The following is a 26,769-nucleotide window of genomic DNA, read 5'->3' on the forward strand; positions in this document are numbered from 1 at the left end:
CGGCGGGTAGACTGGCCGGCATGAACCAGAATGCCGATCACTGCCCTGCCCCGTCCTTCCAGGTGCTTGAAGCCTGGAATGGCGCATTGGCCCACGCCTTCGTCAGCGTTGACGAAGCGTCGTTCCTTGAACACCTGGCCCGCGCCCTCAGCGCCCTGACACCCATCGAATCGATGATGATCAGCCTGGAGCGCCAGGGCCAGGCGCCGCACTTGCTGTACCAGCAAGGCATCCCCCGGCCGCACTACGAAGAAATCATCAACCGCTACTTTTCCCGGGGCTACCTGCTGGACCCGTTCTGCCTGGCGGTGGACAAGGGCCTGGCCGAAGGTTTCTACCACTTGGCGCAAATCGCCCCGGACGATTTCTTCAACAGCGAGTACTACAAGACCTACTACCTGCGCAGCGGCGGCGCCCAAGAGAGCTATTACATCGTCGACCTGTGCCCCAACAGCAAGATTTCCCTGTGCATGTTCCAGGGGCTGAGTGCCGGCCAGTTCAGCGATGAACAACTGGCGCTGCAACGAACCGCCCAACCGATCGTGCGTGAACTGCTGCGGCGCTTCGGCACCACCGGCGGGCTGTGCAAGGTGATCAGTGACGAGACTTTCACCCAGACCCAGGTGCATCAGCAGATAGAAGCGGCGTTCATGCATTTTGGCAGCGGTGTATTGACCGTGCGCGAACGGGAGATCGCCCACCTGATATTGCGCGGGCACTCGGTGAAATCCACCGCCCAAGTGCTGGGCATTTCCCCGGAAACCGTGCGCATGCACCGCAAGCATTTATATACCAAGCTTGAGATCAACTCCCAGGCGGAGCTGTTTGCGCTGTTTATCGATTGGCTGACCCACAGCGGCGTAATGGCCCGCCACACCTGACCCCCCCGTAGCAGCTGTCGAGCCCCAGCGAGGCTGCGTTGGGAGCGACCCGGTCATGTGCCTGGCGCAACCGCGGTGGTGCGGCCGACGCAGCCTCGCTGGAGCTCGACAGCTGCTACAGGGGGCGGAGCTCCTGAACCGTCCATGCAACCCGGGGGAACTTTGCCAGGAAATAACCACCTGAATCCGGTACGCTCACCGTTTTTACCCAAGGAGTTATCCCTCATGGCCAAAGCCACCGCCCGTCACATCCTGGTTGCCACCGAAGACAAGTGCAACGAATTGAAAGCACAGATCGAAGGCGGCGCCGATTTCGCCGAAGTTGCCAAAGCCAACTCGTCCTGCCCGTCCAGCCGTCAAGGCGGCGACCTGGGTTCGTTCGGCCCGGGCCAGATGGTTAAAGAATTCGACACCGTCGTCTTCAGCGCCCCGGTCAACACCGTGCAAGGCCCAGTGAAAACCCAGTTCGGTTATCACCTGCTGGAAGTGACCAGCCGTCAGGACTGATTCGGTCCGCGCTAATGTTTAAAACAACGGCCCGCCTTTTGGTGGGCCGTTGTGCATCTGTGACAGTGTGATAACTGGCGGGGCGCACGCGCATAGCGTACAAATCCCTTTACCTCTTCACCCGGCGCCCAAGGCTGATAATGCGAGTCGCTTTTTCTACCCTGTTTTGCTCCACCCTGGCCCTATTGCTGGCCAGCACCGCCGTGATCGCCGCGCCGCAGTCGGCGCTGACCGTATACGGCGAACCGGCCAAATACCAACCCGGCTTCACCCATTTCGACTACGCCAACCCCAATGCCCCCAAGGGCGGCAGCTTGCGGCGTTCGGCGATCGAAATCGGGCGCTACGACCATGTACTGCCCTATGGAGACAAAGGCATCGGCGTCAGCCAGGTCGACGGTTGGCTGTATTCGCCCCTGGCCCAGCGCTCCCTGGATGAGCCCTACACGGTCTACGGCCTGGTGGCGGAAAAGATGGAGCGGTCAGACGACGGTCTGTCCCTGCGTTTTTACCTGAACCCCAAGGCGCGCTTCGCCGATGGCCAACCGATCACCGCCGAAGACGTGCGCTACACCTTCGACCTGCTGATGACCCAGGGCAGCCTGCGCTACCGCACGCTGTTCGCCGACGTCAAACACGTCGAAGTCGAAGGCCCGCGCCAGGTGCGCTTCGACTTCTCCAGCAACGAAAACCGTACCCTGCCCCTGGATGTCGCCACCCTGCCGGTATTCCCCGAACATTGGTGGAAAACCCGCAACTTCGCCGACGGTGGCGGCTACGAGATTCCCTTGGGCAGCGGCCCGTACACCATCAGCAAGGTCGATGCCGGCAACACCATCACCTTCAAGCGCGACCCGAACTGGTGGGGCAAGGACCTGCCCATCAGCCGCGGCCTTTACAACTTCGATCACCTGAGCCTGGAATATTTCGGCGACACCGAAGTGGCGCGCCAGGTCCTGCGGGGCGGTGCCTACGACTTCAACCGCGAATTCTCCGCCACCGGCTACTCCATCGGCTACAACGGCCCGGCCCTCGACGATGGTCGCCTGCAGCGCGCGCACCTGGCCAAAGAGGCGCCGCAACCGGCCCAGGGCTATGTGTTCAACGTGCAAAAGCCGATGTTCAAGGACCGCCGCGTGCGCCAGGCCCTGGCCATGTTGTGGGACTTCGAATGGGCTAACCGGCAGATGATGCGCAACATGTACATCCGCCAGCAGAGCTTCTTCTCCAACAGCCCGCTGGCGGCGACCCAACTGCCGGACGCCCAGGAGCTGGCGATTCTGGAACCCCTGCGCGGGCAGATTCCCGACGAAGTGTTCACCCAAGTCTTCAAGGCGCCGACCACCGACGGCAGCGGGATGATCCGCGACAAGCAACTGCAAGCCCTGGCGCTGCTGGAGCAGGCTGGCTGGAAACCCGACGGCGACAAGCTGGTGAATGCCGAGGGCGAGCCGCTGGAATTCACCTTCCTCAATGCCCAGAACGGCCTTGAGCGCTTGCTGTTGCCGTACAAACGCAACCTCGCGCAGATCGGCATCACCCTCAATATCCGCCGTATCGACTCCTCGCAATACGTCAACCGCCTGATGGCCCGGGACTACGACATGATCGTCACCGGCTTCCCCGTCACCACCTCGCCGGGGATGGAGCTGTACAACTACTTCGGTTCCGCCGCTGCATTTGATACCGGCGCCAACAACTACATGGTGCTGAAAGACCCGGCCGTCGACAGCCTGATCAACGGCCTGGTCAAGGCCAACACCCAGGCGCAGATGCTCAGTTATGCCCACGCCCTGGACCGCGTGCTGCAATGGAATTACCTGTGGATTCCCAACTACTACCCGCCGGGCACCTCCGCCGCGTGGTGGAACCGCTTCGGCCGCCCGGCCGTGGAGGCCAAAACCGATGAGGCCCTGGAAACCTGGTGGGAAATCAGCCCCACGCCATTGACCAATGAACAGATGAAAGCCGAACTGACCAAACGCCCGGGAGCCCGCTGATGTTTGCCTATATCGTGCGGCGCTTGCTGCTGATCATTCCCACCCTGGTGATTATCCTGCTGGTGAACTTCGTTATCGTGCAGGCCGCGCCCGGCGGGCCGGTGGAACAGGCCATCGCCCACCTGCAAGGCATCGGTGGCGGTGGCGTCGGCGGTTCGTCTGCCGAAAGCCTCAGCAGCGGCTCACGGGCCAGCCGTGGCCTGGACCCGAAGCTGATCAAGGACATCGAAAAACAATACGGCTTCGACAAACCCGCGCCGGAACGCCTGTGGCTGATGCTCAAGAGCTACGCCCAGCTGGACTTCGGCAACAGTTTCTTCCGTGGCAAAAGCGTGACCGACCTGATCCTGGAAAAGATGCCGGTGACCATTTCCCTCGGCCTGTGGGCCACCTTGATCACCTACCTGGTGTCGATCCCGCTGGGGATTCGCAAGGCGGTGCGCCATGGCAGCAGCTTTGATGTGTGGAGCAGCACCGCGATCGTCATTGGCTACGCAATGCCGGCGTTCCTGTTTGCGATGTTCCTGATCGTGGTCTTCGCCGGTGGCACCTCGTTGAACTGGTTCCCGGTGCGCGGCCTGGTCTCGGAAAACTTCGACCAGTTGAGCACCGTCGGCAAGATCGCCGATTACTTCTGGCACCTGGTACTGCCGGTCAGCGCCCTGGTGATCGGCGGCTTTGCCACCTTGACCATCCTCACCAAAAACTCGTTCCTCAATGAAATCACCCGCCAGTACGTGGTCACCGCCCGGGCCAAAGGCTTGAGTGAACGCCGGGTTCTTTACGGGCATGTGTTCCGCAATGCCATGCTGTTGGTGATTTCGGGGATTCCCCAGGCGTTTATCGCGGTGTTCTTTGCAGGATCGCTGCTGATCGAGGTAATTTTCTCCCTCGACGGCCTGGGCCGCATGAGCTACGAAGCAGCGGTTTCACGGGACTATCCGGTGGTGTTCGGCTCGCTGTTTATCTTCACGCTGTTTGGCCTCTTGATAAAACTCATCGGTGACCTTTGCTACACCCTGGTGGACCCGCGTATCGACTTCGCCGCGAGGAACGCCTGATGCTCAAGCTCTCTCCCGTGGCCCGTCGGCGCTTTGAACGCTTCAAGAAAAACCGTCGCGGCTGGTGGTCGCTGTGGCTGTTTATCGGCCTGTTTATCCTGACCCTCGGCGGCGAGTTGATCGCCAATGACAAACCTTTGGTGCTCAGCTACCAGGACGAACTGTATTTCCCGGTGTTCAAGCGTTACACCGAGCAGGAGTTCGGCGGGCAACTGCCCTTCCAGGCGGATTACCGCAGTGAATACGTGCAGAACCTGATCAAGAAGGACGGCGGCTGGATGCTGTTCCCGCCGATCCCGTTCAGCGACGACACGCCCAACTATGAACTGACCCGCCCTGCCCCCAGCCCGCCATCGGGCGTGAACTGGCTGGGCACCGACGACCAATCCCGCGACGTACTGGCACGGGTGATCTTCGGCGCACGGGTATCGATCCTGTTTGCCCTGGCCCTCACCGCCATCAGCGCTGCCATCGGCATCGCCGCCGGGGCCTTGCAGGGTTACTACGGTGGTTGGGTGGACTTGCTCGGGCAACGAATATTGGAAGTGTGGTCCGGGCTGCCGGTGCTGTACTTGCTGATCATTCTGTCGGGGTTTGTCGAGCCGAATTTCTGGTGGTTGCTGGGGATCATGGCGCTGTTTTCGTGGCTGGCCCTGGTAGACGTGGTGCGCGCCGAGTTCCTGCGGGGGCGCAACCTGGAGTACGTCAAGGCCGCGCGGGCACTGGGCTTGGGGGACGGCAAGATCATCCGCCGGCATATCCTGCCAAACGCAATGACCGCCACCTTGAGCTATTTGCCGTTCATTTTGACCGGAGCGATTTCTACCTTGAGCGCCCTGGATTTCCTCGGCTTCGGTATGCCCGCCGGCAGCGCGTCACTGGGTGAACTGATCGCCCAGGGCAAGCAAAACCTGCAAGCGCCATGGCTGGGGCTGACCGCGTTTTTCACCCTGGCGCTGATTCTGTCGTTGCTGGTGTTTATCGGCGAGGCGTTGCGTGACGCCTTCGACCCACGCTCATGAAGGCCGTTGAGATGACTGAAAACCTGATCGAGATTCGCGACCTGAGTGTCGCCTTCAACGGCCAGACCGTGGTGCGCAAGCTGTGCCTGGACGTGCGCCCCGGCGAGTGCCTGGCGCTGGTGGGCGAGTCGGGTTCGGGCAAGTCGGTGACCGCCCATTCGATCCTGCAACTGCTGCCCGAGGCCGGCACCGAAACCACCGGTTCGGTGCGTTATCGCGGCCAGGAACTGCTCGGCGCCTCGCCCGCCACCCTGCAAAAACTGCGGGGCAACCGGATCGCGATGATCTTCCAGGAGCCGATGACCTCCCTGAATCCGCTGCACAGCATCGAGAAGCAGATCGGCGAAACCCTGCTGTTGCACAAGGGCCTGGGCGGCAAGCAAGCCCAGGCGCGGATCCTTGAATTGCTCGAACTGGTGGGCATCCAGAAACCCCGGGAACGCCTCAAGGCCTACCCCCATCAACTCTCCGGCGGCCAGCGCCAGCGGGTGATGATCGCCATGGCCCTGGCCTGCGAGCCGGAACTGTTGATCGCCGACGAACCCACCACCGCGCTGGATGTGACGGTGCAGCGCAAGATCCTGCTGCTGCTCAAGTCCCTGCAACAACGGCTGGGCATGTCGCTGCTGCTGATCAGCCATGACCTCAACTTGGTGCGCAGCATTGCCCAGCGGGTGTGCGTGATGAAAGCAGGGGAAATTGTCGAACAGGCGGATTGCGAAACCCTGTTCTGCGCCCCCAAGCACCCTTACAGCCGCCTGCTGCTGGATGCTGAACCGGCAGGCATCGTCTTGAATCACGAGGCGCGGGAGACCGTGCTGCAGGTGGATAACCTGAGCGTGCAGTTCCCGCTGGGCGGCGGATTGTTCCGGCGCAAGCAGTACCTGCAAGCGGTGGACGGCATCAGCCTGACGGTGCAGCGCGGCAAGACGCTAGGGATTGTCGGCGAGTCCGGCTCGGGCAAATCCACCCTGGGCCAGGCGATTCTGCGGCTGCTGGATTCCAGCGGCGCGATTCGCTTCCAGGGCGAGGCCCTCGACGGCCTGACGCAAAAGCAGATGCAGCCGTGGCGCAAGCAGATGCAGGTGGTGTTCCAGGACCCGTTCGGCAGCCTCAGCCCGCGGATGTCGGTGGCGCAGATCATCAGCGAAGGCCTCGAAGTGCACGCCCCGTGCAGCCTCAAGGACCGCGAAGCGCAAGTGATCCGCGTGCTGGAAGATGTCGGCCTGGACCCGGCCAGCCGCCATCGCTACCCCCACGAATTCTCCGGCGGCCAGCGCCAACGCATCGCCATCGCCCGGGCTTTGGTACTCAAACCGGCGCTGATCCTGCTGGATGAACCCACCTCGGCGCTGGACCGTACCGTGCAGAAACAGGTGGTCGCCCTGCTGCTTGAGTTGCAGGAAAAGTATGGCCTGACCTACCTGTTTATCAGCCATGACCTGGCGGTGGTGCGGGCCCTGGCCCACGACATGATCGTGATCAAGGACGGCAAGGTGGTGGAGCGCGGGCCGAGCGATGAAGTGTTTGCCGCGCCTCAACATCCCTACACCCAGGAACTCCTCGCGGCGGCGCATCCATGAACGCCACCGGCAGCCTCAAGGATTACCAATACGTTCGAGGCCTGGCGATCCAGTCGTTGTTCGAGATCATCGAGCAGTCCAGCGAAGGCACGGTGATTGTCGACGGTGACGCGAATATCGTCTGGATGAACGAGCGCTACGCCAGGCGCTTCGGCCTGAAAAGCGCCGACGAAGCCATCGGCCAGCCGTGCGAGCAGGTGATTTCCAACAGCCTGTTGCGCCAGGTGGTCCGCAACGACCAGCCGATTCTGCTGGATATCCAGGACACGCCCAAAGGCCCGCTGGTGGTGATGCGGCTGCCGATCCACGACGACGCAGGCAAGGTGATCGGTGCGATCGGGTTTGCGCTGTTTGATGAATTGCGCAACCTGTCGCCGCTGATCGAGCGCTACCTGAGCATGCAGCAGGAATTGGCTTCCACCCGGTCGCTGCTACGGTCGCGGCAGAGCAAGTACAACTTTGCGCACTTTATCGGCACCAGCGCGGCCAGCCTGGAAGTCAAACGCCGGGCCCGGCGCAGTGCGAGTGCGGAGTCGCCGGTGTTGTTGCTGGGGGAAACCGGGACCGGCAAGGAGTTGCTGGCCCAGGCGATTCACGGTGCATCGCCTCGGGCGCACAAAGCCTTTGTGAGCATCAACAGCGCGGCGATTCCCCATGATTTGCTGGAAGCCGAATTCTTTGGCACGGCACCGGGCGCGTTTACCGGCGCAGACCGCAAGGGCCGCCCCGGCAAGTTGCAGATTGCCCAGGGCGGCACGCTGTTTCTCGATGAGATCGGCGACATGCCGCTGCCGCTGCAAAGCAAGCTGCTGCGGGTGTTGCAGGAGAAAGAGTTCGAGCCAGTGGGCTCCAACGAGATGATCCACAGTGATGTGCGGGTGATTGCCGCCACCTCCATGGATCTGGAAGCGGCGATCAAGCGCGGAGAGTTCCGCGCGGACCTGTATTACCGCCTGAATGTGCTGCCGATCCAGGTGCCGCCGTTGCGTGCGCGGCTGGATGATTTGCCGGCGTTGAGTGAGGCGATACTGGAGGAGTTGCGCAGCCAGCATGAACTGGACCGCGAGGCCTTGGCGTTGTTGGCGCAGCATGCGTGGCCGGGGAATATCCGCGAGCTGCGCAATGTGCTGGAGCGGGCGGCGTTGTTGAGTGATGACCTGGTGCTGGATGCCAGTGAAATTCGCGCGGCAATTGGTACGTTCAGTCCGGTAGAGCACAGCTCGGTAGAGACCGTTGAGGGTGAGAGTTTCAGCGCGGCCAGGGAGCGCTTTGACCGGCAGGTGATTGGGGCGGCGTTGAAGCAATGTGAGGGGAATGTGGTGGAGGCGGCGAAGCGGCTGGGGCTTGGCCGGTCGACCTTGTACAAGAAGATGGTTGCCTTGGGCATCGCCTAGTCTCAAAAAAGAGACACAATTCCAAATACAGAGAAAATCCAATGTGGGAGCGGGCTTGCTCGCGAATGCGGTGTGTCAGTGCCTGAATTACTGCCTGATACACCGCATTCGCGAGCAAGCCCGCTCCCACATTTGATCTCCAACAGTCTCAAACTCGGGACAAAACTTGAGAACACTCTCACAGATCAAGAATTTCTCTATATATTTCAACATGTTAAGAACCTGGCACACATCTCGCTATAGCCCCTCCCATCGCCTCACCCCACAAAAATAACAATCAGATGGAGACACACCATGAGTGTGATCATTGCCCTCGCAGCCCTGGCGCTGCTGATGCTGGCCGCCTACCGTGGCTACAGCGTCATCCTGTTTGCCCCCATCGCCGCCCTCGGCGCTGTGCTGCTCACCGACCCTTCCGCTGTCGCTCCCGCCTTCACCGGGGTGTTCATGGAGAAGATGGTCGGCTTCCTCAAACTGTATTTCCCGGTATTCCTGCTCGGCGCGGTGTTCGGCAAGCTGATTGAAATCTCCGGCTTCTCGCGCTCCATCGTCGCCGCCGCGATCCGGTTGCTCGGCACCCGCCAGGCAATGCTGGTGATCGTGTTGGTGTGCGCCCTGCTGACTTACGGCGGCGTGTCGCTGTTTGTGGTGGTGTTCGCGGTGTACCCGTTTGCCGCCGAGATGTTCCGCCAGAGCAATATTCCCAAGCGCCTGCTGCCGGCAACCATCGCCCTCGGCGCGTTCTCGTTCACCATGGACGCCCTGCCCGGCACGCCGCAGATCCAGAACATCATCCCCAGTACCTTCTTCAACACCACCGCCTGGGCTGCGCCGTGGCTGGGGCTGATCGGCACCATCTTCGTGTTCTGCGTCGGCATGCTGTACCTGGCGCGCCAGCGCAACAAGGCCCAGCGCGCCGGTGAAGGCTATGGCACCAACCTGCGCAACGAGCCGGAGACCGCCGAAGACATCAAGCTGCCCAACCCGTGGATCGCGCTGTCGCCGCTGCTGCTGGTGGGCATCATGAACCTCCTGTTCACCCACTGGATTCCGCTGTGGTACGGCAAGACCCACACCCTCAGCCTGCCGGGCATGAGCGTGCCGGTGCAGACCGAAGTCGCCAAGCTCACGGCGATCTGGGCAGTGCAGGCGGCGTTGCTGGTGGGGATCATTGTGGTGCTGGTATTCGGCTTCTCGGCGATTCGCAGCAAGCTCGCCGAGGGCAGCAAGAGCGCGGTCAGCGGTGCATTGCTGGCGGCGATGAACACCGCTTCGGAATACGGTTTTGGTGCGGTGATCGCCTCGCTGCCGGGCTTCCTGGTGCTGGCGGACTGGCTCAAGGGCATTCCCAACCCGCTGGTCAACGAAGCGATTACCGTGACCCTGCTGGCCGGTATCACCGGTTCCGCCTCGGGCGGCATGAGCATTGCGCTGGCGGCCATGTCGGAGAGCTTTATTTCAGCGGCCCATGCGGCCAATATCCCCCTTGAAGTACTGCACCGGGTCGCGGCCATGGCCAGTGGCGGCATGGACACCCTGCCCCACAACGGTGCCGTGATCACGCTGCTGGCGGTCACCGGGCTGACCCACCGCGAAGCCTATAAAGATATTTTCGGCATCACGATCATCAAGACCCTCGCGGTGTTCGTGGTGATTGGTACTTTCTACGCCACCGGCATTGTGTGAGGTTGATATGACGACATTGAACGGCAAGACCGCCCTGGTCACCGGTTCCACCAGCGGCATCGGCTTGGGCATCGCCCTGAGCCTGGCCAAAGCCGGCGCCAACCTGATCCTCAACGGCTTCGGCGACGCCAGCGCGGTGATCGCCCAGGTGCAGGCCTTCGGTGGCAAGGTGGGGCATCACCCGGCGGATGTCAGCGACCCGGCACAGATCGCCGAGATGATCGCCTACGCGGAGCGCGAGTTTGGCGGCATCGACATCCTGGTGAACAACGCCGGGATTCAGCATGTGGCGCTGGTTGACGAGTTTCCGGTGGAGCGCTGGGACTCGATCATTGCGATCAACCTGTCGTCGGTGTTCCACAGCACGCGGTTGAGCCTGCCGGGCATGAAGGCCAAGGGCTGGGGGCGGATCGTCAACATTGCCTCGGTGCATGGGCTGGTGGGTTCGGTGGGCAAGGCGGCTTATGTGGCTGCCAAGCATGGGGTGATCGGGCTGACCAAGGTGGTGGGCCTGGAAACCGCCCAGAGCAATGTCACCTGCAACGCCATCTGCCCGGGCTGGGTGTTGACGCCGCTGGTACAGAAACAGATTGATGATCGCATCGCCACCGGGGTTGACCCACAGCAGGCGCAGCAGGATTTGCTGGCGGAGAAGCAGCCGTCCCTGGAGTTTGTGACGCCGCCGCAACTGGGTGAGCTGGTGCTGTTCCTGTGCAGTGAAGCCGGCAGCCAGGTGCGGGGCGCGGCGTGGAATATCGACGGCGGCTGGCTGGCGCAGTAAACGACGATCCCCAAGACACCGGAGATCAAATGTGGGAGCGGGCTTGCTCGCGAATGCGGTGTATCAGTTAACACATCTGGAACTGACCCACCGTATTCGCGAGCAAGCCCGCTCCCACATTTTGAACGGTGTCGCTTGATAGATCAGATAATAAAAAAGAGATTTCCTTATGTCCGAAATACTCTGGCAACCCTCCTCCGAACGCATCCACAACACCCGGATGGATCAGTTCCGGCGCTTCATCAATGATCGCCATGCCTTGCAGATCAGCGACTACCCGGCCCTGCACCAGTGGAGCATCGACCAGCGCCCGGATTTCTGGCAGTCCATTGTCGAGTTTTTCGAGGTGCAGTTCCGCACGCCACCCAGCGCGGTGCTGATCGAAGACGCCAAGATGCCCAGCGCCCAGTGGTTTCCCGGAGCCACTCTGAATTTTGCCGAGCACCTGCTGCGCCGTCGCGACGATCATCCCGCCGTGGTCGCCATCAGCGAAGACGGCCAGCGCGAACAACTGACCTACGCCGAACTGGCCCACCACGTCGCCGGCCTGCAACGCAGCCTGCGGGCGGCTGGTGTGGGCGTAGGTGACCGGGTCGCAGCGTGCATGCCCAATACCTGGCAAACTCTGGTGGGCATGCTCGCCACCACCAGCCTCGGCGCGATCTGGTCATGCTCCTCGCCCGACTTCGGCACCCAGGGCGTGATCGACCGCTTCGGCCAGATCGAACCCAAGGTGCTGATCACCTGCGCCGGTTATCGCTACGCCGGCAAGGTCATCGACCAAAGCAGCAAGCTCAATGAAATCCTCGAGCGGCTGCCGTCCCTGCAACAGCTGATCATCGTGCCGTACGCCCGCCCGCAAGCGCGTCCCGAGGATTATCAGACCCGGGCCAACGTTGCACTCTGGGACGACTTCTACACCCCCGGCGGCGAACCCGATTTCGTCGCCGTGCCCTTCGATCATCCGCTGTACATCCTCTATTCCAGCGGCACCACCGGCGTGCCCAAGTGCATCATCCACGGCACCGGCGGCGTGTTGCTCACCCACCTCAAGGAACACGGCCTGCACGCAGACCTGTCCCGGGATGACTGCCTGTTCTACTACACCACCTGCGGCTGGATGATGTGGAACTGGCTGGTGTCGGTGCTGGCCATCGGCGCCACGGCGGTGCTGTATGACGGCTCACCGTTTCACCCGGGGCCGGAACGCCTGATGGACCTGATCGACCAGGAAAAAATCAGCGTGTTCGGCACCAGTCCGAAGTTCCTCGCCACCCTGGAAAAGGCCGGGCTGCAACCGCGGCTGAGCCATGACCTGAGCAGCCTCAAGGGCTTGATCTCCACCGGCTCGCCGCTGTCGCCACAGAGCTACGACTACGTGTACCGCGAGATCAAGCCCGAGCTGTGCCTGTCGTCGATGTCTGGCGGTACCGATATCGTCTCCTGCTTCGTGATCGGCAACCCGGTGCTGCCGGTGCGGCGTGGCGAGATGCAGTGCAAGAGCCTGGCGATGGCCATCGAAGTCTGGGACGACCGGGGCCGCCCGCTGGTAGGCGAAAAAGGCGAACTGGTGTGCACCCGGCACTTCCCGGCGATGCCTATCGGCTTGTGGAATGACCCGCACCAGGAAAAACTGCGGGCTTCGTATTTCAGCCAGTTTCCCGGTGTATGGGCCCAGGGTGACTACGCCGAACAGCGACCCAATGGCAGCCTGCTGATTCATGGCCGTTCAGACGCCGTGCTCAACCCCGGCGGCGTGCGCATCGGCACCGCAGAGATTTATCGTCAGGTGGAAAAGGTACCGCAGGTGCTGGAAAGCCTGGCCATCGGCCAACGCTGGCAGGATGACGTGCGGGTGGTGCTGTTTGTGCGGCTCAACGACGGCGTCGAACTGGATGACGCCCTGGAGCAACAGATCCGCGAGGTGATCCGCGCCAATACCACACCGCGCCATGTGCCGGCGAAGATTCTGGCGGTGACGGACATCCCGCGCACCATCAGCGGCAAGATCGTCGAACTGGCGGTGCGCAACGTGGTGCATGGCGAAGTGGTGAAGAACACCGACGCCCTGGCCAACCCCGAAGCCCTGGAGCAGTTTCGTGATCGCCCGGAGCTGGCAGAAAGATGAAACGTTTTAGCGCTTAAGCACTCATTTGAAGACAAAACCCTCAAGCATGCTATTTTTCGAGGGTGGAAAGCCGATCTCTCCTCGCGGGATAATCGGCTTTTGTCATTATTCAAGCGTTACGCGCAGGGCATTTACATGAACGTATCACCCACCGGCAGCGAGGCCGCGGCACTGATTGCGCGGCTGGACTGGGCACGAAGCCCTCTCGGTGACGCCATTGATTGGCCGCAAAGCCTCCGTACAGCCGTCGACATCGTGATCCATTCACCCATGCCGATGCTGTTGCTGTGGGGCGCCGAACTCACTCAGATCTACAACGACGGCTTCGCCCTGCTGGCCGGCAACAAGCACCCTGGCGCCTTCGGCCAGCCTGCCGACTTGATCTGGCCGGAACTGAAGCCGTTTACCGATCCGATCTACAGCGCCGTCTTCGCGGGCCAGGTGCGCACGTTCACCGAGCAGCGTTTTGTGCTGCAACGCAACCACCGCGACACCGAGATCTGGCTGGACCTGACCTACAGCCCGATTCGCGATGAGCGCGGTGAGGTCGCCGGGATCCTGATCACCGCCATCGAAACCAACGAGCGCCGGCGCATCGCCCTGGAACTCCAGCAGCGCACCGAAAACAGCCTCAAGGCCCAGCGCAACACCGAGCAGCGCCTGCAACTGGCCCTGGCCGCCACCGACGCCGTGGGCACCTGGGACTGGGACATTGGCGAAGACCGGTTTATCGCCGACGCACATTTCGCCCAACTGCACGGGGTTGATCCCTGCGATGCCGGCCTGCTGCCCATCAGCGACTACCTGCAAGGCGTGCACCCTGAAGACCGTGGCATGGTGGCCCGGAGCATCAAGCATTGCATCACCCACGGCACCGAATACGCCGAGGAATATCGCCTGCTGCAAGCCGACGGCGAAGTGCGCTGGGTGTTTGCCCGGGGCCGTTGCTACAAGGACCATCATGGCCGACCGGCACGGTTTCTCGGTGCCGCCCTCGACCTGACCGAACGCAAGCACACCGAACAGGCCCTGCGCCAAAGCCAGACCGAGCTGCAACTAATCATCAACGCCATGCCGGTGCTGATTGGCTATGTCGACCACGAGCAGCGCTTTCGCCTGAACAACAGCGCCTACCTGGACTGGTACGGCATGACCCCGCAGGAGCTGTACGGCAAGACCATCCGCGAAGTCGTGGGCGACGAAATCTATGCCGGGCGCGTCGACAAGATCGAGGCGGCGCTCAAGGGCAAGGCCTGCAGTTTTGTCACCGTCACGCCACACCATGACGGCCGCCCCCGCCACGCGCTGATGAAGTACCTGCCGCGTTTCAGCGCTGACGGTTCAGTCAACGGTTTCTACATTTTTGTGATTGACGAGACCGAGCGCAAACTGACCGAAGAAGCCCTGCGTCACCTCAACGAAAACCTCGAAGAGCGCGTCAACCAACGCACCCAGGCCCTGGCCGAAGCCAACCAGCGCCTGCAAAACGAGATGTTCGAGCGCGAGCGCGCCGAAGACGCCCTGCGCCATGCCCAGAAGATGGAAGCGGTCGGCCAGCTCACCGGCGGCATCGCCCATGACTTCAACAACATGCTCACCGGGATCATCGGCAGCCTGGACCTGATGCAACGCTACATCGCTGCCGGACGCAGCGACGAGATCGGCCGCTTCACCGACGCCGCCGTGTCCTCGGCCCATCGTGCCGCTGCGCTGACCCACCGCCTGCTGGCGTTCTCCCGCCGCCAATCCCTGGACCCCAAGCCGGTGGATCCGAATCAGTTGGTGGCGTCCCTGGAAGACCTGTTCCGCCGCACCAAGGGCGCGCACATCGAACTCAAGGTGCAACTGGGCACCGACATCTGGCCGGTGAACACCGACGCCAGCCAGCTGGAAAACGCCCTGCTCAACCTGGTGATCAATGCCCGGGATGCCATGCCCGACGGCGGTCAATTGTGCATCGAGACCGCCAACAGTTACCTCGACGGCACCGACATCACCACCCTGGAGCCGGTCAAGGCCGGCGATTATGTGATGCTCGGCGTGAGCGATAACGGCGCCGGCATGACCGCGAAAATCCTCGCCAAGGCCTTCGACCCGTTCTTCACCACCAAGCCCATCGGCCAGGGCACCGGCCTTGGCTTGTCGATGATCTATGGGTTTGCCCAGCAGTCCGGCGGCCACGTGACCATTCAGAGCGAGCCGGGCCAGGGCACTTGCGTGCGCCTGTACTTGCCGCGCCTGCATGGCACCGCGCTGGAAAGGACGGTGCCCGCCAGTCAGGGCGAAGCCCCGGTAGCGCTGGAAGGCGAAGCTGTGGTGGTGGTCGAGGACGACCCGGCGGTGCGGATGCTGGTGGTGAATGTGCTGGATGAGCTGGGTTACACCGCGCACCAGGCGGCGGATGCACGGGCGGCGTTGCCGCTGCTGGAGTCCGACCTGCGGGTGGATTTGCTGGTGACCGATGTGGGCTTGCCGGGGATGAACGGCAGGCAACTGGCAGAAATCGCCCGGCAACACCGGCCGGAGCTCAAGGTATTGTTCATGACCGGATATGCCGAGAAAGCCGCCGAGCGCCAGGGGTTCCTGGAGGCAGGCATGGACATGGTAGCCAAGCCGTTTTCGATCGATCTGCTGGCTAACAAAATCCGTAGCATGATCAGCTCAGAGGCCTGACTTCAGGCATAATCGCGCGCCGTTTCACATCAGGACCGATCAATGAAAGCCCAAGCCCGTCACATTCTGGTGAAAACCAGTGAAGAAGCCGAACAGCTCAAGCAGCGTATTGCCAAGGGCGAAGCGTTTGACGTGTTGGCCAAGAAGTACTCCACCTGCCCTTCTGCCAAGCGCGGCGGTGATTTGGGTGAAGTGCGGCCGGGGCAGATGGTGGGGGTGATTGATGCGGTGATCTTCAAGAAGCCCGTGAAGGTGGTTCATGGGCCGATCAAGAGCAAGTTTGGGTATCACCTGGTGCAGGTGTTTTACCGGGATTGATGGCTTTTTTGTGGCGAGGGAGCTTGCTCCCGCTGGGCTGCGTAGCGGCCCCAAAAAAGCCGGGAGCGCTTCGCACTCCAGCGGGAGCAAGCTCCCTCGCCACAATAGATAGCGTTAGTCTCGGGGAATGAGTGCTCCTGGCACCTGAATCACCCGGCTCGCCAGCCGATGCCCGGCCAAGGCTGCTTCCTGCGGCGAGCCGCCCTTGAGCCGACTGGCCAGGTAAGCCGCACTGAACGAGTCCCCCGCCGCAGTCGTATCGACCACCTTCTCCACCACCAACGCCGGCACCTCGAATCGCTCACCCTCACAACGAATCAAACACGCATCCGCGCCACGTTTCAGCACCACCTCGGCAATGCCCGGATACGCCGCAAACACCTGCTCGCTGTCCTCATAACCAAACAATGCGCGCTCGTCATCCTCGGTCAGCAAAGCAATATCCACCTCGGCCAATACCCTGTGATACGCCGCACGCGCCGCGTCCACGCTGGCCCACAAGCGCGGCCGGTAGTTGTTGTCGAACACCACCTTGCCGCCGCGCTGGCGGGTTTCGACCAGGGTTTCCAGCAGGCGTGCACGGCCGACTTCGCCCAATACCGCCAGGGTGATGCCGCTGAAATACACCACGTCGTATGCCGGCAGCGCCGCCAGGATCGGCTCGGCCGCCGGCGTGGTAAAGCAGTCGCGCACGGCGGCTTCGTTGCGCCAGTAGAGGAATTTTCGCTCGCCGTTGGCATCGGTCTGGATGCAGTACAACCCCGGCAGGCGATCAGGCAGGCGTTGGACCATGCTCAGGCCCAGGCCTTCTTCGGCCCAGTGCTTGCACATGGCGTCGCTGAAGCTGTCATCGCCCAGGGCGGTGACGTAGTCGACGGTGCTGGGTTCACCCAGTTCGCGGCGCAGGTAGACGGCGGCGTTCAGGGTGTCGCCGCCGAAGCTTTGTTGCAGGCTGCCGTCGGCGCGGTGTTGCAGTTCGATCATGCATTCGCCGATGAAGGCGATGCGCGGTTGTGTGTTCATGCCAAGGGGTCTCTCGATGTACTGGAGGGCCTCTTCGCGAGCAAGCCCGCTCCCACATTTGATTGCATTTCAACTGAAGGAACTCGGTCGAATGTGGGAGCGGGCTTGCTCGCGAAGGGCACGATTAGGTCTAGAAGCAGGTATGCAGGCTTTCGATCACCTGCAACTGCTCATCCACCAAATTACCCACTTGCCACTTGTCGAAGGTCAGGCACGGATGGGAAGTGCCGAAGGAGATGATGTCGCCAATGCGCAACTCAACCCCTGGCGCGACGACCATGAACGCATGCTGGTCCATCACGGCGGTGACCTTGCACGCGGTCACATCATCACCCTCGGCCGGAAGCACGCCCGCCTTGTAGCGCTTGAGCGGCACCGGCAGGCCGGCGTCGTAGGCAACGTCGCGCTTGCCCAGGGCGATCACCGCGAAGCCTGGCTCCGGCAGCGACTGCACGTGGGCCCAGACTTCCAGCGCCGGGCGCAGGCCTTCGTTGAGGTCGCTGCGACGGTCGAGTACGCAGCACTGCGCTTCTTTGTAGATGCCATGGTCGTGAGCCACGTAGCTACCCGGGCGCAATACGCTGAGGAAGCGGCCAGCGGCGTTCTGGGCTTCGAAGGATTCGGCGATCAGGTCGTACCAGGCGGAACCCGAGGCGGTGATGATCGGCTTGCCAAGGTCAAAGGCGCCGCTGTTTTGCAGGTCGACGGCAAGACGTACCAGGGAGGCGGCGAATTCGCGGATGCCACTGATGGCGTGCTCGCCGTGGATCACTCCTTCGTAACCTTCGATGCCGGTGAGGGCGAGCGCCGGCTGGGCCTTGATTGCCTTGGCCAGGTCGAGCACCTGCTGTTCGGTGCGGCAACCGCAACGGCCGCCGACCACGCCGTATTCGATCATCACGTTCAGGCGCAAGCCGCGGGCGGCAAAGAACAACCCCAGGTCGGCCACATTGTCCGGGTGGTCGACCATGCAGTGGAAGTCGAATTCAGGGTCGGCCAGCAGGTCGGCGATCAGCGCCATGTTCGGCGCGCCCACCAGTTGGTTGGCCATCAACACCCGGCGAACACCACCGGCATACGCGGCGCGGGTCTGCACGGCGTTGGCCAGGGTGATGCCCCAGGCGCCCTGCTCGATCTGCCGCTGGAACAACGCCGGCATCATGCTGGTCTTGCCGTGGGGCGCCAGTTGCGCGCCGCTGTTGCTGACGAAATCCTGCATCCAGCGGATGTTGTGCTCCAGGGCATCGCGGTGCAGCACCAGGGCCGGCAGGCTGACGTCACGGACCAGGTGCGCACCGACCGGGGCGGCGCCTTTTTCAACGGCATTGAAGGCAGACATAAGGGTTTCCTATTCGTTGATGCGACGGGCCAGGTTGTTCGCGCTGTCGATCAGCACCCGGCGATAGTCGTTGTAGTTTTTGATGGCATCGGCCCGTGGGGCGACGATGCACAGGGTCGCAATGCTGATGCCTTGGGCGTCCCGAACCGGGGCGGCAAAGCAATGGGTAAAGGTGTCGGCGACGCTGTCGAAGGAGAAGAATCCGTCGAGGGTGGCCTGGCGGATTTGCCCAAGGAAGGTTTCCAGAGGCAGGCGCTGACCGTCCGGGAGGATGAAGTCGTCGTTGTCGATCAGGTCGATGATTTGCTGGTCGCTCAGGTGGCCCAGCAGCAGGCGGCCGGAGGCGGTCCAGGGGATGGGCGCGTTCTCGCCAATGTCTGAGGAAATGCGGAAATGCCGCTCGCCTTCGCGCATCAGGGCCACGGTGTATTTGCGGCCATTGAGCAGGCACATCTGGGCGGTTTCGTGGGTCTGGCTGACGATTTCCTGCAGGGCGTGGTCGGCTTCGCGGGTCAGGTCGAAATGGCGCAGGTGGGCCTGGCCGAGGAAGTACAGCTGACGGCCGAGGTAGACGTGACCGTCCTTGCCGACGGTTTCGAGGATGCGCCGTTCCAGCAGCGAGGCCACCAGTTCGTAGACCGTGGATTTGGGGCTGCCGATGCCGCTGGCGATATCATTCGGGCGCAGGGGTTGGCCGATTTCCTTGAGGAAATCGAGGATATCGAACGCCCGGTCGAGGCCTTTGGCGCGGCGTTTGATGGTGTCTTCGGTCATGGCAGTAGTCGGTCCCGTTTGAAGATGTAGCTATCAACACAGATCCCCTGTGGGAGCGGGCTTGCTCGCGAAGGCGGTGTGTCAGTGAATACATCTGCAACTGATCCACCGTTTTCGCGAGCAAGCCCGCTCCCACATTGGGTCTCCTGTGGTCTCAAGAGACGGGCATTTAGCCTTTTTTCTTGTAGGCCACGCAATCAATCTCAACCTTGCAATCGACCATCATGTTCGCCTGCACACACGCCCGCGCCGGGGCATGTTCCGGGTTGAAGTATTCGCCGAACACTTTGTTGAAGCTCCAGAAGTCCCGTGGGTCTTCCAGCCATACACCCACGCGCACCACGTCTTCAAGGGCGTAGCCGGCTTCTTCGAGAATCGCTACTACGTTGCGCATGGTCTGGTGCGTCTGCTCGACGATGCCGCCGGTGATGATTTCACCGTCCACCGCCGGCACCTGGCCCGACACGTACAACCAGCCATCCGCTTCCACCGCGCGGGCGAAAGGACGAGGCTGGCCGCCGCCGGCCGTGGCGCCGGTGCCGTAACGAGTAATGCTCATAATGGATCTCCTGAAGTGATGATTTAAAAACGAATGTTCTTGAGAAATTCCGCCAGTCGCGGCGATTGCGGGCGTTCGAAAATGTCTTTCGGCGGCCCTTGTTCTTCAATGCGACCCTGGTTCATGAAGACGATCTTGTCCGAGACTTCATAGGCAAACCGCATTTCGTGGGTGACCAGCAACATGGTCATGCCCTCTTCCGCCAAACCTTTGATCACGCTGAGCACTTCGCCCACCAGTTCCGGGTCCAGGGCCGAGGTAACTTCGTCGAACAGCATCAGGCTCGGGCTCATCGCAATCGCCCGGGCAATCGCCACGCGCTGTTGCTGGCCGCCCGACAACTGGCCCGGAAAGTGATTGCGGCGCTCCAGCAGGCCGACACGGTCCAGCCATTTTTCCGCCAGCGCCACCGCCTCGTCCTTGCCCATCTTCTTGACCTTGAGCAGGCCCAGGGTGACGTTCTGCAAGGCGGTCAGGTGCGGGAACAGGTTGAACTGCTGGAATGCCATGCCGGTCATCGCGCGGTGCTGGGAAATCACGCGCTCCGGGTGGCGCACCCGCTTGCCGCCGACGTCGCTGTAGCCGATGGATTCACCGTCGAGGGTGATCTGGCCGCCCTGGAACTCTTCCAACAGGTTGACGCAGCGCAGCAGCGTGGTCTTGCCCGAGCCGCTGGAGCCGATCAACGTTACGACGTTGCCGCGCTGCATGCTCAGGTCGACGCCCTTGAGTACTTCCACCGGGCCGTACTGTTTACGCAGGCCGCTAATGTTCAGGAGTGGCTGGCTTTCTTTTGAGAGTTGGTTCATGGCAACGCCACCCGCTTTTCAATGTAACGCCCCAACAATTCGATGGCGTAGTTGATGACAAAAAACATAAAGCCTGCGAACAGGTAGAACTCCAGGGTCATGAAGGTCCGGGCGATGACCTGTTGGGTACTGAGCAGCAATTCAGCCACGCCGATCACCGACAGCAAGGTGGACGCCTTGACGATTTCCGTGGACGAATTGACCCAGGTCGGCAGGATCTGCCGCAGGGCCTGGGGCAACAGCACGTAGCCGAGGGATTGATAGAACGTCAGGCCGATGGCCTTGCCGGCTTCCAGTTGCCCCTTGGGAATCGCTTGCAAAGCACCGCGCACGATTTCCGAAACGTGAGAGCCGCAGAACAGCGTCAAGCCCACGGCGCCGGCCTGGAACGCGGTGATCTGCCAACCCAGTGCAGGCAGCATGTAGAAGCATGCCAATACCAGCACAAACACCGGTGTACCGCGGATCAGGTCGACGTACAGGCGAAACGGTGCACGCATCCAGAATTTGCCGTAGGTCAGCACCAAGCCGGCGACGATGCCGATCAGAGTGCCGAAGATAATGGCCAGGGCCGAGCAGTAGACGCTGGTCTGGAACCCCGCCCAGAGGGTTTCCCGGGCGATCCACAACTCATGCAGCCAGCTGGGGGATTCGTACATGGGCGCTCCTTAGCGGCGAATCGCCAAACGCTGTTCCAGGTAACGGAGCAGCATGGCGATGAGGTAACAGGCAGCCACGTAGAGCGCGGTCGTGACCATCCAGGTTTCAATCACCCGGTAGCTTTCGACGTTGATCTTGCGGGCGTAATAGGTCAGCTCCGGCACCGCGATCGCGGCCGCCAGGGAGGTGTCCTTGAACAGCGAGATGAAGTTGTTCGACAGCGCCGGCAGCACGTTGCGCAGCATCACCGGCACGGTGATGTACGCGCGAATACGCCATTCGCCCAGGCCGATGGCCAGGCCCGCTTCACGCAACCCCTTGGGAATGTTCAAGAGGCCGGCGCGGAATACTTCGGTCAGGTAGGCACCGGCGTACAGCGACAGGGTGATGATGAACGAGGGGATCTTGTCCAGCCGGATCCCCAGGCTGGGCAAGGCGAAGTAGATCAACAGGATCAGCACCAGGATCGGGGTGTTTCGGATCACCGTCACATACACCGAGGCCCCAATGCGCAGCGCACGGTGTTTGGACAGCATGGCAAACGCCATCAACAGGCCGATCACGCAACCGATGGCGATGGACAGCAGTGCCAGTTCAAGGCCGAGGCCGAGGCCCGCCAGCAAGCTGGGGAAGTCGCGCCACACAGCGGCAAAGTTCAACTGATAGTTCATGGTCAGCAGTACCTGATTGGGGCGCCGTCAGCGACGCCCCAGTGTTTACGGATTACTTGAACTCAACCGGGAAACCGATTGCAGGCTCTGGCAGATCCACACCGAACCATTGCTTGAACGAGGCCTTGTACATCGGGAACTCCACGCCGGTCATGGCTTCATGCAGCGCGGTGTTGACGAAGTTCAGCCAGTCCTGGTCGCCACGCTTGACGGCGCACGCGTAGGTTTGCGGGCTCCAGGCGTAGCTCGGGCTGCGGTAGCGGCCCGGGTTTTGCACCATCAGGTACTTGACCGAGGACTGGTCGGTGGCGGCGGTGTCGGCACGCCCGGAGTTCACGGCCTGGTACATCAGGTCGACGCTGTCGTACTGGTCGACCTTGGCTTTAGGCAAGGCCTGGTGCACCAGTTCTTCGGCGTAGACGTTCTGCAGCACGGCCACGGTGACGCTGTCGCCGGCGGCTTGCAGGTCTTCAATTTCCTTGTACTTGCTGTTGGCTGGCAGCAGCAGGCCCACGCCTTCGCGGTAGTACGGCAGGGTGAAGGCCACTTGCTGCGCGCGGCTGGCGGTGACGGTGATGAACTGGCAGCTCATGTCGACCTTGTCAGTCAGCAGGTTGGGAATTCGAGCGTCGGAGGACTGCACCACGTATTCGACTTTGCTCGGGTCGTTGAACAACCCCTTGGCCACGATGTGGCCGATGTCGATATCAAAACCTTGCAACTTGCCATCCGCTCCCTGGAAGTGCCACGGCGCATTGGTACTGCCTGTACCCACGATCAGGTGCCCACGCTTGAGCACTGTATCGAGCTTGCTGTCCGCCGCTTGCACTGCTGCTGCGAGGGAAGCCGATGCGGCGAAGAGAAAAACACACGCTTTGAACACGGAAGGTCGGTGATGCATGACAAGCACTCCAGGGGTTGTGTATTCCGCTATACCGGAACTTAGTATGTAACAACGGAATAGACAGCAGAAAGTGTGCCATACGCGGTAACAGAAAAATATTGCGGGATTAATTTCTTTTTAAATCAACGGGATAAATTTGTATCGGCGATGAGGCGCTGGGCCATCGGTTGAAATCAGGTTGCTACCGTTGGCTACACGGCGAGGTGACAGGCCACATTTGGGTGCGGGTGCGGTTCGTTACCGGGCACGAAAGCGGTGCGGTGCTGGATGGAAGAATCCTGTGGCTGGGCTAGGCTTGGCAGATGATCGGCCCTCCCCAAGGAATGCGTTCAGATGAAGATCAGCCTTGTCCTTATGTTGTTGTCGCTGGTGTTTGCCAGCACTGTGTTCGCCAAGGATGACCGTCGTGAATGCAAGGCCGAGTTGGCCAAGCTGAAGGCGGCGTTTGCGACCGACTATATGAGTCAAAACCATCACGGTTATCGCCGGGCCAAGGACGCCAAGGAGAAAGGGGATTACAAGCAGTGCGTGGGGCTGGCGAAGAAGGCTCGGGAACGGGCGGAGCGCTGAAAGCCTTGGGGCTGCTGCGCAGCCCAGCGGGAGCAAGCTCCCTCGCCACAATGGCCGGTTAGACTGCTTGGAGGTGGGTACCTGTTAGTTTTGACAGTAGACCGTTTTGATCGCCGGGCTTAGCGTGGGCCATGCCCTTTTGCCAAGGAGATCATTATGGGAATTGCAACGGCGGTGATTGCCGATGCCGAGGCGTATCAGCAGGTACTGAAGTCGCATGAAACGGTGTTCATGCTGTTTGTTTCGCAGCATTGCCCGGCCTGTGGGGAAGCCGGGCCACTGTTTGAACGCTTTGCCAGGAAATACGGTCGCACCGTGAAAAGCCTGGTGCTCGACACAGCCCAAACCCCGAGACACCCCGAGGTAACCGGCACTCCCACCCTCCTGGTTTTTCAGAATGGCAAGATGATCAATAGGCTGAAGGGGTTCGACGAAAAAACTCTGAGGGAAACGTTCGCCGAGACCAGAATCAGTCCTCCAACATCAACCGCGCCGTGCCGGAAACACGAATCGAGGCACCCTTCTCATCGGTGATCTGCGCCTGCAAACGCGAGCGGCTGCCCATGTCCTCGCCTTGAATGATGTTGATGCACCCGTTGTGCGGCCAGCCCAGGTCCCGCAGATAGCCGGCAAATGCGGCCGTCGCGGAGCCTGTAGCCGGGTCTTCGTACACACCGCCCACCGCAAACGGGTTGCGGGTGTGGAACAGCGTCGGGCTTTCGGCGAACACCAGCACCACGGTGCCCAAACCGGCGTCCGTCATGTAGCGGCGACCGGCCTCCAGTTCATAGTGCATCTGGCTGAGCTTGGCGCGGCTGTCGAGGGCCAGCACCAGGTGGGAGAGACCAGCATGGACGATCGCCGGCGGAATGCTGGGGTCCAGGTCATTGCGGGTGTAGCCGAACAACGTCAGGCCCGCGTCCACCAGCGCATCATCGGCCGGTGCGCTACGGGTTGGCGGGGATTGCAGCGCGGCTTCGATCAGGTCGCCTTCGCTGCGGCCACTGACGGAAATATCGCCGTTGTTCAAGGTCAGGTGGAATTCACCGTCGCCCAGCGCCAGGCTCAAGGCCGCGCCGAGCGCGATGGTGGCGTGCCCGCAAAACGCGACTTCGGACTCCGGCGCGAAGTAGCGCACACGCCAGCCGTCATCCTGCGGGCAGGCGAATACGGTTTCCGAAAACCCGACTTCGTGGGCGATACGCTGCATTTCTGCGGCTTCCGGCAGGTTGTCACCGATCCATACGCCTGCCGGGTTACCGCCCTGGTTACCGTCACAAAATGCAGAAATCTTAAGCACGTCCAAAGTCATTCGGGCAACCCTTACTTAACGGTTCAGTGAGCGGCGATGCTATCCAGCTAAAGCGGCGCCAGCAATACCTGCGTGACCCGCCGCTCTTCCACCGCCGCCACGGTCAGGCGCCAGCCTTCATGCTCCAGGCTGTCGCCCACCACCGGCAGGCGATCCAGCAGGCTCATCACCATACCGGCCAGAGTCTGGTAATCCTCCGTCGCCACCGCCTTGAAGCCGGTGCGCTGGCTGATCAGGTTAAGGTTCAAGGCACCATTGACCCGGAAACCACCCTCTTCCTCAACGATATCCGGCCCTTCGACTTCACTCGCGTCCGGCAACTCACCGGCGATGGACTCGAGGATGTCGGTCATGCTCAACACCCCGATAAAGTCGCCGAATTCGTTGATCACGAAGGCAATGTGGGTGGATTCCTGGCGCATCTGCTCCAAGGCATTGAGGATCGAAAAACTCTCCAGCAGGTTGATCGCCCGGCGCGCCAAGTGCTCCAGATTTGGCTCGTTTCCGCCCAGGTATTCCTTGAGCAACTCCTTCTTGTGCACGAAACCCAATGGCTCGTCGACAGCACCGTTGCGGATCAAGGGCAGTCGCGAGTAAGACGAATGCATCAGTTTAAGGCGGATAGTGTCGGGATCGTCCGACAGATCTATAGAGTCCACCTTCGCCCGAGGCGTCATCAGCGTGCGGATCGGACGTTCAGCCAGTTGCAGCACGCCACTGATCATCACGCGTTCACGCCGGTCGAACAGCGGCCCGCCGTTGGCATCGGGGTTATCCAGCAGGTCGGCGACCTCGTCACCGACCTCTTCCACCGCCAGGTTACGCCCGCCGAGCAAACGCATCACCGCATGGGCCGTACGCTCACGCACCGGCAGCGTGCCCTGTGCCGACTTCTTGCGGCGTGCCCGGGCGATCTGGTTGAACACCTCAATCAGGATCGAGAAACCAATGGCCGCATACAGATAGCCTTTAGGAATGTGGAAGCCCAGGCCTTCGGCGGTCAGGGCAAAACCGATCATCATCAGGAAGCCCAGACACAGCATGATCACCGTCGGATGGGCGTTGACGAAACGGGTCAGCGGCTTGCTGGCAACGATCATCAGGCCGATGGAAATGATCACCGCGATCATCATCACCGCCAGCTCATCCACCATGCCCACGGCGGTAATCACCGCATCGAGGGAGAACACCGCATCCAGCACCACAATCTGCGCAACGATCGGCCAGAACATCGCATAAGCCACGTTGCCAGTGCGCTGAGCCACATGCCCCTCAAGCCGCTCATGCAATTCCATGGTGGCCTTGAACAACAGGAACACACCACCAAACAGCATGATCAAGTCACGGCCCGAGAAACTCTTGTCGAACACCTCGAACAGCGGCTGCGTCAGGGTCACCAACCAGGAAATACTTGCCAGCAAGCCCAGGCGCATCAGCAATGCCAGGGACAAACCGATCAGACGCGCACGGTCACGCTGCTCCGGCGGCAGCTTGTCCGCCAGGATCGCGATAAACACCAGGTTGTCGATGCCCAGCACCAGCTCCAGCACAATCAAAGTCAACAGGCCGAGCCAGGCCGTTGGATCCGCTAACCATTCCATTTTTCAGTATCTCTTCAAGTTTTTCAGAATGCCGGGCACGGCAACGCACGGTCGAGGGACCGGGTAAGGGTAGGCAATCGGAAGACGGGATGCTTGGCCTGAAGGCAGGCGATCAGCGGGAACGGCGACAGTGCATGTCTTGGGGAAAGACGACTGGGAGGCTCCGAGAGGGTGTTCATGTAGGTCCTGTTGTGGAAAAAGGACTTGAATCGTACAGGCGAAATAAGAATTTCTTACAATCTAAAATTATTACAAGATCTGTAATAGATAGCGTGTCGACGATTGCCTTGCATGGGTTGAAGGGCAGCGCTTATAGTCCGCCGGTCGCCCGACATGGCGATCGGATTTGGCGATCCGTTGACCGTATGCGAAAGCGCTCTGCTTGATTGCAGGCACTTTCGCACCCGCAAAGCTGCTTTATGGCAGCTGTGCGCGGGAGACCTTCGGGTCTGCCGGAACTCGGTCCCGGTTCGCCAACCTGCGTACAGCTGTCACCCATTCGTTTGGCGACGA

General features: G+C 61.4%; 23 protein-coding genes and 1 pseudogene. 14 read left to right on the plus strand and 10 right to left on the minus strand.

Translation table 11 applies throughout. The annotated features are described in order from the left end of the window. Positions 1–20: 20 nt before the first annotated feature. The 12 genes and pseudogenes from HBJ59_RS14115 to HBJ59_RS14170 all read left to right on the plus strand — a co-directional run. Positions 21–881 carry a helix-turn-helix transcriptional regulator gene (locus tag HBJ59_RS14115; protein WP_167663895.1) on the plus strand — a complete coding sequence of 287 codons (861 nt, stop codon included), beginning with the start codon at positions 21–23 and terminating at the stop codon, positions 879–881. Positions 882–1,106: 225 nt separating this feature from the next. Then, on the plus strand, positions 1,107–1,388 hold the full coding sequence (locus HBJ59_RS14120; protein ID WP_003208024.1) for a peptidylprolyl isomerase: 282 nt from the start codon (positions 1,107–1,109) through the stop codon (positions 1,386–1,388). A 140-nt stretch (positions 1,389–1,528) separates the two neighbouring features. Continuing rightward, positions 1,529–3,388 (plus strand): extracellular solute-binding protein, encoded by a 1,860-nt coding sequence (locus tag HBJ59_RS14125; RefSeq protein ID WP_167663896.1) that lies wholly within the window; start codon positions 1,529–1,531, stop codon positions 3,386–3,388. Beyond that, complete coding sequence (locus HBJ59_RS14130) at positions 3,388–4,449, plus strand: microcin C ABC transporter permease YejB (protein WP_003208021.1); 1,062 nt, start codon at positions 3,388–3,390, stop codon at positions 4,447–4,449. The genes HBJ59_RS14125 and HBJ59_RS14130 overlap by 1 nt, the downstream gene beginning before the upstream one ends. Continuing rightward, positions 4,449–5,471: an ABC transporter permease gene (locus tag HBJ59_RS14135; protein WP_076016310.1), complete on the plus strand. Its 1,023-nt coding sequence runs from the start codon at positions 4,449–4,451 to the stop codon at positions 5,469–5,471. The genes HBJ59_RS14130 and HBJ59_RS14135 overlap by 1 nt, the downstream gene beginning before the upstream one ends. Positions 5,472–5,482: 11 nt before the next feature. Next, entirely contained in the window at positions 5,483–7,054 is a 1,572-nt protein-coding gene (locus HBJ59_RS14140) for an ABC transporter ATP-binding protein (RefSeq protein WP_076016311.1), read from the plus strand. Continuing rightward, entirely contained in the window at positions 7,051–8,448 is a 1,398-nt protein-coding gene (locus HBJ59_RS14145) for a sigma-54-dependent Fis family transcriptional regulator (RefSeq protein ID WP_167663897.1), read from the plus strand. Before HBJ59_RS14140 ends, HBJ59_RS14145 begins: the two co-directional genes overlap by 4 nt. 294 nt (positions 8,449–8,742) lie before the next feature. Then, positions 8,743–10,134 (plus strand): GntP family permease, encoded by a 1,392-nt coding sequence (locus HBJ59_RS14150; protein ID WP_093208848.1) that lies wholly within the window; start codon positions 8,743–8,745, stop codon positions 10,132–10,134. A gap of 7 nt (positions 10,135–10,141) precedes the next feature. Beyond that, a complete protein-coding gene (locus tag HBJ59_RS14155) occupies positions 10,142–10,915 on the plus strand; it encodes a 3-hydroxybutyrate dehydrogenase (protein ID WP_167663898.1) in 774 nt (257 codons plus the stop codon). Positions 10,916–11,084: 169 nt separating this feature from the next. Next, entirely contained in the window at positions 11,085–13,043 is a 1,959-nt protein-coding gene (locus HBJ59_RS14160; RefSeq protein ID WP_167663899.1) for an acetoacetate--CoA ligase, read from the plus strand. Positions 13,044–13,178: 135 nt separating this feature from the next. Beyond that, complete coding sequence (locus HBJ59_RS14165; RefSeq protein WP_076016439.1) at positions 13,179–15,716, plus strand: PAS domain-containing protein; 2,538 nt, start codon at positions 13,179–13,181, stop codon at positions 15,714–15,716. 27 nt (positions 15,717–15,743) lie between these two features. Next, a pseudogene (locus tag HBJ59_RS14170) lies at positions 15,744–16,034 on the plus strand (peptidylprolyl isomerase); the annotation flags it as partial. Between the two features lie 114 nt (positions 16,035–16,148). Here HBJ59_RS14170 and HBJ59_RS14175 read toward each other — a convergent pair. The 8 genes from HBJ59_RS14175 to HBJ59_RS14210 form a co-directional block, all read right to left on the minus strand. After that, positions 16,149–17,057, minus strand: a complete 909-nt coding sequence (locus HBJ59_RS14175) for a sugar kinase (protein ID WP_167663900.1) — start codon at positions 17,055–17,057, stop codon at positions 16,149–16,151. Between the two features lie 130 nt (positions 17,058–17,187). Further along, positions 17,188–18,396 (minus strand): amino acid deaminase, encoded by a 1,209-nt coding sequence (locus HBJ59_RS14180; RefSeq protein WP_076016317.1) that lies wholly within the window; start codon positions 18,394–18,396, stop codon positions 17,188–17,190. 9 nt (positions 18,397–18,405) lie between these two features. Next, positions 18,406–19,170 carry an IclR family transcriptional regulator gene (locus tag HBJ59_RS14185; RefSeq protein WP_076016318.1) on the minus strand — a complete coding sequence of 255 codons (765 nt, stop codon included), beginning with the start codon at positions 19,168–19,170 and terminating at the stop codon, positions 18,406–18,408. Positions 19,171–19,339: 169 nt separating this feature from the next. Further along, a complete protein-coding gene (locus HBJ59_RS14190) occupies positions 19,340–19,729 on the minus strand; it encodes a RidA family protein (RefSeq protein WP_003208000.1) in 390 nt (129 codons plus the stop codon). A 23-nt stretch (positions 19,730–19,752) separates the two neighbouring features. Further along, the gene (locus HBJ59_RS14195; RefSeq protein WP_167663901.1) at positions 19,753–20,538 is read right to left on the minus strand and encodes an amino acid ABC transporter ATP-binding protein; all 786 of its coding nucleotides are present in this window, start codon (positions 20,536–20,538) and stop codon (positions 19,753–19,755) included. After that, entirely contained in the window at positions 20,535–21,197 is a 663-nt protein-coding gene (locus HBJ59_RS14200; protein ID WP_003207996.1) for an amino acid ABC transporter permease, read from the minus strand. Before HBJ59_RS14200 ends, HBJ59_RS14195 begins: the two co-directional genes overlap by 4 nt. Before the next feature lie 9 nt (positions 21,198–21,206). After that, positions 21,207–21,869, minus strand: a complete 663-nt coding sequence (locus HBJ59_RS14205) for an amino acid ABC transporter permease (RefSeq protein ID WP_076016320.1) — start codon at positions 21,867–21,869, stop codon at positions 21,207–21,209. A 52-nt stretch (positions 21,870–21,921) separates the two neighbouring features. Further along, positions 21,922–22,770, minus strand: a complete 849-nt coding sequence (locus HBJ59_RS14210; RefSeq protein WP_076016321.1) for a transporter substrate-binding domain-containing protein — start codon at positions 22,768–22,770, stop codon at positions 21,922–21,924. A gap of 336 nt (positions 22,771–23,106) precedes the next feature. Here HBJ59_RS14210 and HBJ59_RS14215 point away from each other — a divergent pair, with 336 nt between their 5' ends. After that, positions 23,107–23,343: a hypothetical protein gene (locus tag HBJ59_RS14215; protein ID WP_167663902.1), complete on the plus strand. Its 237-nt coding sequence runs from the start codon at positions 23,107–23,109 to the stop codon at positions 23,341–23,343. 156 nt (positions 23,344–23,499) lie between these two features. Further along, positions 23,500–23,877, plus strand: coding sequence for a co-chaperone YbbN (locus HBJ59_RS14220; protein ID WP_167663903.1), 378 nt, complete (start codon positions 23,500–23,502; stop codon positions 23,875–23,877). On the opposite strand, the gene HBJ59_RS14225 is transcribed toward HBJ59_RS14220, so the two are convergent. Both HBJ59_RS14225 and HBJ59_RS14230 read right to left on the minus strand, forming a co-directional pair. Beyond that, complete coding sequence (locus HBJ59_RS14225; RefSeq protein ID WP_167663904.1) at positions 23,813–24,655, minus strand: PhzF family phenazine biosynthesis protein; 843 nt, start codon at positions 24,653–24,655, stop codon at positions 23,813–23,815. The genes HBJ59_RS14220 and HBJ59_RS14225 overlap by 65 nt on opposite strands. A 47-nt stretch (positions 24,656–24,702) precedes the next feature. Then, entirely contained in the window at positions 24,703–26,256 is a 1,554-nt protein-coding gene (locus HBJ59_RS14230) for a TerC family protein (protein WP_167663905.1), read from the minus strand. Positions 26,257–26,769: the final 513 nt, after the last annotated feature.

The sequence above is a fragment of the Pseudomonas sp. AN3A02 genome (assembly GCF_011765255.1).
GTDB lineage: Bacteria > Pseudomonadota > Gammaproteobacteria > Pseudomonadales > Pseudomonadaceae > Aquipseudomonas.